The organism is Clostridium tarantellae (assembly GCF_009295725.1).
Taxonomy (GTDB): domain Bacteria; phylum Bacillota; class Clostridia; order Clostridiales; family Clostridiaceae; genus Sarcina; species Sarcina tarantellae.
The window spans coordinates 1-10,031 of record NZ_WHJC01000117.1 but is presented as its reverse complement, the minus strand read 5'-3'; the positions used below and the strand labels follow the sequence as shown (position 1 = coordinate 10,031).

Genomic DNA, 10,031 nt, shown 5'->3' with positions numbered 1-10,031 from the left:
ACATATTATTGAATCTTTGTTTATATTTTATCCTAAAGAATATTTAACTAACTTCAAAAAGCTATTATTGTTATATTACAATAATAGCTTTATTAATTAATATCAAGCAAAATTTTATTACCTGTAAATTTATTTTTAATAAATAATAGGAACTTCATTGTTTATATTTAAAGCTAATTAGTTAATGGAGTAAGCATACATGGTCCTATACTTGGTGCTATTTCAATTCCATCTCCATGGAATTTTATTATATTTTCACCTGCTAATAAATCAATATTTACACTAAAAACATTTAAATTTTCAGCATCGTATAATTGTGTTTGTGGAATAAAATACCTATCTTCTGAACTAACACCATTTAAATCAAATTTCAGAATACTACTTCCATAAATAGATAAATATACCACATCTAACCTATATAATCCTTCTTTATCTACAGTTAAAGTAAGTTGTACTGCTCCATCTGATGTGCCTCCTAAATTATCTACAAAGTTAGTTTCTTTATTTACAACTGCTCCATTTGAAAGTATACCTAATGCTAGGTCATAATCTGTTATTAAAGCTTGTGCATTTGCATCTAAAGGTAGGTTATTAGTTGGCTCTACTAACTGAATAACAAAAGTACTTAAACTTGGTCCATTATTAATTTTATTTCCATGGAATTTAATTAAATTCTTTCCTTCTGTTAAATTAATAGTAGTATTAAATATTTTTGCATCTTCTATATTAGCTCCTAAAGTTTCAGGTATAACATAATCTTTATCTGAATCAACGTCATTAACCATTATCTTTAAAATTGTATTTTCATATGGAGATAAATATTTTAAATTCAAATTGTATATTCCGCCATCATATACTGTTAGAATTATTTCTGATTCACCATCCGAAACTCCACCAATATTATCTACAAAACTAGTTATTTCATTTATCCTAGCTCCATTAGCAAGAATCCCTAATGCCGTATCATAATTAGTTATTAAAGCACTAGATTCCTCCATTGAAAAAACTGAAGTTGTCTCTTTTGAAGAAACTTTTTCAACTTTTATTGGAGTTAGAGTAATTTTTTCAAAACTAGGTCCATCATCTGAACCATCTCCATGGAAATACACTCTATTAACCCCTTTATTTAAAGTTAAGATTTCCATGAAAAGTAGCATATCTTCCATGTTTTCACTATCAGTTTGAGCTAAAGTATAACTTTCTCCTGTATCTATATCATTAATAGATATTTGTAAACTACTGTCACCATTTGGAGATAAATAATAGAATGCTAACATATACGTGTCTTCCATTGGAATAGTTATTGTAGTTATTTCCACTGCTCCATCATTTTGTCCTCCAAGATTTTCTATAAATTTAGTTGTTGTATTAATTATAGCTCCATTACTAAGTTTTCCTTTTTCTAAAGAATACTCTTTACTTAAAGTAGATGTTGGCATTATTGGTATTGTGGCTTCATTTATTATGGTTATTGGAGTTATGGAGAAATTTCCTAAATTTGGACTTGCATTAGTTTCATCTCCATAAAATTTAATACTATATTTTCCTGATAATAAATCTAAAGGAATATTATAAACTTTAACATCTGACATATTATTACTTGGTGTTTTTTCCATATGATATATAGTTCCTGTATTCTTATTATTAACATCTATTTTTAAACTACTATCTCCACTAGGAGATAAATAATTTAAATCTAAATAATATGGCCCATTATTAGGAATATCTATAGTTAATTCTGCTGTTCCCATTGTTTTTCCACCAATATTCTCCACAAATTTTGTTGTTTTGTTTAAACTTGCTCCATTAGCTAGCGTTGCTGTTGAAATATCATATAAAACACCAGTATTCATAATATCATTAACTATTTCTTTTAATAATAAAGTAAATACACCTACACTAAAGGCCTTATTTGATTTCTCTCCTGAAATCTTAATCATATTATTTCCTTTATTTAACTCAACTAAAATATTAGCTATTTTAGCACTAGAACTAGAAGCCCCCATTGTCTTTACTAACGGTGTAGTTAAAGTGGTAATATCATTAATAGTTATTTTTATTGTATTATCTGCACCAGGAGATAAATAATTAATAGCTAAATTATATTTTCCTTTATTATCAACTGCTATTGGAATTTTTGTTGCTCCTTCTAATTTTCCACCAATATTATCTACAAATTTAGTATTTTTATTTATAACAGCTCCATTAACAAGAGAACCTGTATTAGCATTATATACTTTAATATCAACCATTGTATATGGCTTTATTGTGAATTTGCCTATACTTAATTTAGTATTACTTTCCTCTCCATAAAATTTAAGTTTATTAGTACCTTTATTTAAATTTAGTGTAGTTTCAAATGATTTAATATCTTTAACAGTCATTCCATCAGTTTTTTCTAATGAATAAATAGTAGTGGTAGCAAAATCATTTACATCAATTTTCAATTTACTAATTCCATTTGGAGACAAATAGTTAAGATCTAAACTATACATTCCATCGCTCTCTACAGCTACATTTACTGTAGATGCTCCCATATTAACTCCACCTATATTATCTAACATTTTTGTAGCATTATTTACTACACTTGCTTTACCTTCAATAGTCCCTAAAGTTGTATCATATACCATTTCTGATTTTGATGGAGTTGCTCCAAATGGTGATGTTGAATTATCTAGTATTTCATTTATAAAATTAATAGAAAAACTTCCTATACTTGGTGCCATATCTATTCCATTTCCATGAAATTTAATAATATTTATTCCCGCATTTAAAGTAATCACCAAATTATACAGTTGAACATCATTTAAAGTAACACCTCTAGTTTTTGCTACAAAAAAATTATTTTCTAAATCAATACCATTAATATTTAATTTTAACCTTGTATTATCATAGGCTAAATACTTGAATTCCAAATTATATTCTCCAGTTTTATCAATGCTCAACGGTACTTCTACTGCTCCATCAAATTGTCCCCCAAGATTATCAACAAAGTTAGTTACTGCATTTACATATGAACCATTTGAAAGTGTCCCTAAAGAAGCATCATAGTTTTTTACTAAAATATTAGGATTTGTTGAAAAAACTGAGGTGGTATCATTTACTACGGAAATTGGAGTAACAGTAAATGTTCCTATGCTTGGCGCCATATCTAATCCATTTCCATGAAATCTAATTTTATTAGTACCTGCTTTTAAATTAATTATTAATTTAAAATTTTCAACATAATCTATAGTACTTCCAGCTGTTCTTGGTATGAAATAAACTTCATCTGAAACAATATCATTAACATCTATTTTTAATGCTGTATTGTCAAAAGGAGATAAATATTTAAGTTCTAAATTATATTCTCCTTCTTTATTAACTGTTAAAGGTACTTCTATAGCACCATCTATTGGGCCTCCAATATTGCCTACAAAATTAGTTGTCATATTTACTGATGCACCATTAAAAAATGTTCCTAAAGTGGCATTATAATTTGTCACTAAAGTATTATCACCAGTTGAAAATACTGATGTAGATATATTTTCTGATGACGCTCCTACTGGATTTAAAGTAAATGTTCCTATACTTGGTGCTATATCTACACCATTGCCATGAAATTTAACTTTATTATTTCCAGGTCTTAAAGTAACTGCTGTAATAAAAGTCTTTGCAGAAGATAAAGTGTTTCCTATTGTTTGGGGTATGAAATAAACTTCATCTGAAACAACATCATTAACATCTATTTTTAAAGCACTATTGTCCAAAGGTGCTAAATATTTAAACTCTAAATTATATTCACCATATTTATCAACACTTAAAGGCACTTCTACTGATCCATCCATAGGACCTCCAATATTATCCACAAAATTAGTTGATTCATTTACTGATGCTCCATTTGAAAAAGTGCCTAAAACTGCATCATAATTTGTTATTAAAGGTGTAGAAGATGATAATATTGAAGATATCTTAGCTGCAATAAGCTCAACAGTAACTTGTCCTATATTAGGTGAATTATTAACTCCATCTCCATGAAACTTAATTAAATTATTTCCTGAAATTAAATCAACTGCAATATTAAAAATTTGTGCATCTTCAGCAGTAGCACCAAAAGTACTTGGAAAATAATATATATTTTGAGAGTCGAATCCATTAATATCTATCTTTAATGTTGTAAAATTATAAGGTGTTAAATATTTAATACTTAAATTATATTGTCCATCTTTATCAACATTTAAAAGTATTTCTGCTGAACCATCAGATATTCCTCCAAGATTCTCAACAAAATTATTACTTGTATTTATTCTAGCTCCATTAAAAAGATATCCTAAAGCTAAATCATAATTTATAGAATTATATGAAGGTCCTGCTGAAAAAACAGAAGTAGAGGTATCATTTAGTATATTTGTTTCTGTATTAGTACTTTCAATAAATTCAAGATTAAAAGTACCTATACTAGGACCTACATCAACACCATTGCCATGAAACTTAACTTTATTAATTCCTGATTTTAAATGAACTACTGTATTAAATATTTGAATATTTTCTATTCCACTTCCTGTAGTCTGTAATATAAAGTAAACATCTTGTGAATTACTATCATTAGTATCAATAACTAAGCTAGAATTACTATAGGGTGATAAATAATTTAATGATAGATTGTATTTTCCTTCATTTTCCACATTTAAAGAAACTTCTACCAAGCCATCCATTGTACCGCCAATTCCCTCTACTAAATTAGTGGTTATATTTACATATGCTCCATTTAAAAGAGTTCCTAAGGTAGGGTTGTAATTTGTTGAAAACATATTATTTGTAATCATAAATTATCCTCCATTAAATAATTTATTTATAACTATTAATATAATATGTAATTTACTTTAAATTTGACATAAATATTTTAACTAAATAAAAAAATCTATGTTTAAATTGTCTAAATATAAACTTATGTAATTTTTTAAATTTATAGATAAATAAAATAGAAGAAGCCTTACTACTTCTTCTATTTCTTAAAAGTTTATAAAAGTTTTTATTTAAAAATCTTTCTTAATATAGAACTAATTAGTCCCTTAGATTCACTTATTTTTTCAGTTCTAGCATTTCTAGCTACTGGTCTTGAAATTTGTAAATCAGTACTTATAGCCACAACTTTAAAACCATATAAAGTATTTTCCTCTAATCCGTCTACAGTATAATTAGTATCCTTTGTTCTACCTATCTCCATACCATCTTTAAAAATTACATAATCTTTAATTGTAGTATTGTTTGGAGCTTCCCAATATAATGTAACACTATTACTTGTTTTATCTGTTACTTTTAAATTTTCAACCTTATTTGGTTTTTTACCTGTTGGAGGGATTATCTCTCCTTCTTCAACGTTAACCGTTGCAGTTACTTCTAAATCAGTTCCTTCAATTATTCCTTTAACTTCAAAAGCACCTACATTTTCATATAAATCTTCATTTATATCATTCCATTTAACAATGGCACTCTTTGTAGTTCCATCAGCTAAATTTAGTGTTACTTTAGCTGGCATTACTGGTGCTACCTTAGCTTCAGTAGTTACCGTTATATTATCAACTGATTCTATAGAAGTAGTTGGTGAATATGGTAAATATCTAAAATGATCAAACTTAACAGTATATTGTGAACCTGTTCCATTAGTTGCATATAATCCAACTTTATGATTATTTTCTATATTAACTTTAACTGGCTCATTTATAGCCTTCCACTCTACACCATCTATACTATAATATGAAGAATACATATCTTCTTCTTTTTGTAAAGCTAAATAAATATCTTCTTCTGGTAATGGGTCAGCTATTTCTATATGATTTGGACCACCATTTGTTTCATATGTGAAGCTTAAAATATTACTTCCCACATTTTTTCTTGAAATTCTTACATAGTTATTATTATCCACATAAGATAATAATCCTGCCGATTGATACGCTGCCGTTGGTTTTCCTTCTAATTTAGTTGTTATTACATAATCCTCAGAATATCTTTCTTGAAGGAATATATTATCATTATCATTTCTGTCAGTTCCATCATTATATCCAGCAGTTCCATGAATAGTTAATTTTCCTTCATTTTCAGTTAAACTCCATTTATCTTCAACTTCTCTTTCTATAGACCAAATTCCATTTAATTCTGATGAATTAAATTCATCATTTGGTATAGCCTCTAAAACTCTAATAGTTGCTATAGCTTTTTCTTCTATACCAGCTATAGTACCATAAATAGTTACTTCACCTGGTACATTAAAATCATCAACATTTAAATCTTCCCAAGTGACATCAGCCTCTATATTAGCTCCATTTTCATATTCTAATGTAACCTTACTTGGAAGTTCAGGTAAAATTCCTTTTATTGTTGTTGTTTTATGTGTTTTAACTTTATAATCACCTGTTGGAATAGACTCTGCATCAACCTTAACTTCATCAAAACCTAATGCATTATTTCTAACCACCACATTAGAAATAGCCGCTGTAAAATCATTGCTTCCTAAAGTTATTTGAGAATTAGTCACATATTCATTAATCTTATCTTCATCATAAAAAGAATTATCTAAAATACCATTGATATAAATCTTAACCATTCCATTTTTTTCTCTTAAAGCAGTAACATTATTCCATGTATCATTATTAACCACAGAATTTGATGTAACTGTTACTCCCTTACAAGTAAACTCTAATTTTCCTTCTCCATTTATTTTTAAGTTATATTCATCCCCTTGAGATAAAAGAGTTCCATTAATATCTGCTGTTTTAACTAACATAGATACTCCAAAATCTGAAACACCTTTTATAGAATTTGTATCATTAAGCTCATATGATTTATCTTCTAACATTAAAGCTTTTATATTAGGAGTTACGCCTGCTCCTTCAGTAACGCCTCCTTTTATATCATCTGAACTCTTAACTTCTAATACTTTATTCTCTCCATAGAAATTAAAAGTTTCAATTGAATTAGTTAAATTCCTACCTAAATCACTTACTCCATTAATATTTAAAGTATATTCCTCACCATCAGTAAGTTCATTTTCTAACTCTAATTCAACAGTTCTATGATCAGCTAATACCTTAGCATTTACTACAGTATTACCTTCCATAGAATAATTTAGTTTATCTCCTAAAATTCTTTCATTAAATTCTACTTTTACTTTGTTCATTTCTGAAGCTTCTACATTTACTATCTCAGCAGCAATTTTATCTCCCTCACCAAACTGCCAAATTGCTACCTCATGAGGTTCTAACTCTACAGTTATAGTATCTCCATAATTATATTTAGTTGTATCTTCCAATACCCCATATGGATAAACAGTAGTCTTGCTTAAATTAACTGCATTTTCACCTACTCCTATTAATCTATCTAAAGTAAGAGTAAAAGTTTTCTTTTCATTAGATGGATTTCTTAAAGAAACTATTCCTTCGTCTCCATCCCAAGAAGAATATCCATAAACATGTCCATTTTTAGGAGTTTCACCTATTAATTTAGCATTTCTTAAAATGTGGAAATTTTCTTCTCCCCATTTTAATAATTCTGAATTAACCATCCATTTTTCATCGTCCATTAAATTATAGCTATAATATAATTCCCAAAATGCAGTTCCTCTTGTCATAAGCATATATAAATACTTCTCAAATTGATCAGTATTCATTGTAACAGTCTTTCCATTATGAACATTTGTATTACCATAAATAGGATCGTGGTTATACACATTTGCTAATGGAAATTGGAATTGTCTAGTCTCAACAAAATCAAAATATCTGTCATCTCTATAAGTCAACATAGCATCCATCATAGAATCATCTACTGCTTCACCAATAAAACCTACGTCATTACTATTTTGTAGCCATATTGTATTTACCCATTGTAAAAACCATGGACTTGGTGTTGAATAACAGGTCATATTTATAAATAAATCCTTACCTTCAGCCTTTCTTGCTTCTCTCATTTCAGTAAATACATCTACCCAATTTTCCCAATGCTCAGTAGTAAAATACATTCCATTAGGTCCACCAGTTATATGACCATGAGTTTTAACTGGACAAGGACTTAAATTAAATCCATCTAATTTCCAATAATTTATATCAAATTTCTTCATATAGTCTTTAAATAAATCTGTTAAATTATTCAAATAAGTTGGATGCCCTGTACAAACATCATGAGAGGCTGGATTAAATCCACCTGTACCTGCCGCTTCCATTTGTCTACCAAACTGTGAATTATAATTATATCCACCTCTTGGTCCAAGCCACAATCCAAAGTTTGAAGAGAATTTATCAGTTAGAGCTGTAGAATCATAAAGCTCATTAGGAAACTTTTCATTAAATGACCAAAAATCTCCATTATAGTCATTCCACCCATCATCCACTACATAGGAATCTACTGGTTCAACTCCATTTTGAGATAATCCTTTTTCTATTTCATAAAAAGATCCTTCTATATTTTCAGCAGTTATGCTCATCATATGATCATACCAAGAATTATATTGTTTTCTAAAATCAGTTCTTGTAGAAATTGTATCTATATATTTAAAGAAATCTGATTGTATTACAGATTGATCAGTACTTCTAGCTGCTCCTGCTACAGTCTGCCAAGTAACAAATTTACCATCAGTAGTTTTCTTTAAATCCTCAAATTCTTTACCAGAAAAATACTTAATATGAGCTAAATCTTTTCCTTCAGCATCTATAATTCTATTATCTGTAGATGGAAATTCTGAACCAAAGAACATACCATCAATATAAATTGGTTGTCCTAAGGCTATATGATATCCAGAAATAAAAGCAGGATCCATATCAGGTCTTGACCAGCTTTGTGTTACAGTATCATCCAAAATTAAATGTTCTAAATCAATATAATCTATAGCTGCTTTAGGATCATCAACACTAATTTCAAGATATTTTCTCATGAAGTGATCTCCATCCTCCATGACAACATTCATATCAATGTCCCAATTAGCTCCATTAAACTGAAATGGTTCAAAATCAAATTCTACCTTTTTACCATTATTATCAGCTGATTCTTCCACATTTACATTATTTAATGTTAAATCTGAAGTTGAAATTTCTGTTTTTTCTTTTTCATCTTCTCCAACTTCAACAATATCAAACTCTGCACAAGATGCAAAATTAGCTCCATTAACAGAATTTACTCCTACTAGTTTTATATATCTTCCAGTAGTAGGTTCATCAAAATTTACCCTAATCTCTTTCTTACCGTCATAACTAAAAGTTCCTCTAGAAACTGGTTCTCCAAAATTTTCGCTATCATTACTAACATAAAACTCATAATCCTTTATATCTCCATTATTTCCAACCTGTCTTGGCAAATAAGAAAATCCTTCTAAATTCTTTTCTTCACCTAAATCTATAGTTATATAATGTGGATATGGATCAACTCCTCCACCATATTTAGTATGCCAAATAGTTGATGAATCACCATCTATAGCATTTTGTGCTCCACCATTTTCTAAATTTGTTTCTTCACTACTCGAATCAATAACTTTCCAATTAGTAGATTTTTCAGATAAAGTATTTACAACAAACTCCTCAGAGCCTTCTGCTGGATTATAAGTAACTCCAGCTCTCTTATTATCTAACTCAGAAGTTTTCACCTTATGGTTTGCAACAGAAAATGTTCTAGAAATAAATCCATTCCCTATAGTAACAACGTTTTCATCGACTTCAACATTAACTTTACCCTCATTAGAAGCTTTTACACTTGTAGGAACTTGATAATTAACCAACATAGATGTAGTTAATGCCGTTGCTATTAAAATAGCTATTTTTCTTCTATTATTTTTCACCTTCTCTTCCCCCTTTAATTCTTTTAATATCCATAGTTAGTTTTATAATTTACTATTAAATAAAACTAGATTAAATAAAACTAGATAAATTGTAATTTATTTTACTAACATTAACTTGATATAAAGTTTACTAATTTTATATACTAAATATAATATTACAATCTGTTATTTGGTATTTTTTTCCATTTACAATTTAATTTTATCATCTATAATTTATTTGGTCAATAAATAC

The 10,031-nt window shown here is 28.3% G+C and carries 2 protein-coding genes; both read right to left on the bottom strand.

The window, feature by feature from the left end; all coding sequences use genetic code 11:
- Positions 1 to 173: 173 nt before the first annotated feature.
- Positions 174 to 4,805 (bottom strand): carbohydrate-binding protein, encoded by a 4,632-nt coding sequence (locus GBZ86_RS08870; protein WP_152889809.1) that lies wholly within the window; start codon positions 4,803 to 4,805, stop codon positions 174 to 176.
- A gap of 206 nt (positions 4,806 to 5,011) precedes the next feature.
- On the bottom strand, positions 5,012 to 9,799 hold the full coding sequence (locus tag GBZ86_RS08865) for a discoidin domain-containing protein (RefSeq protein ID WP_152889806.1): 4,788 nt from the start codon (positions 9,797 to 9,799) through the stop codon (positions 5,012 to 5,014).
- Positions 9,800 to 10,031: the final 232 nt, after the last annotated feature.

Bases quoted from the DNA above. Each gene is read 5' to 3' on its own strand.
- GBZ86_RS08870 (WP_152889809.1), bottom strand. From the start codon at position 4,805: ATGATTACAAATAATATGTTTTCAACAAATTACAACCCTACCTTAGGA.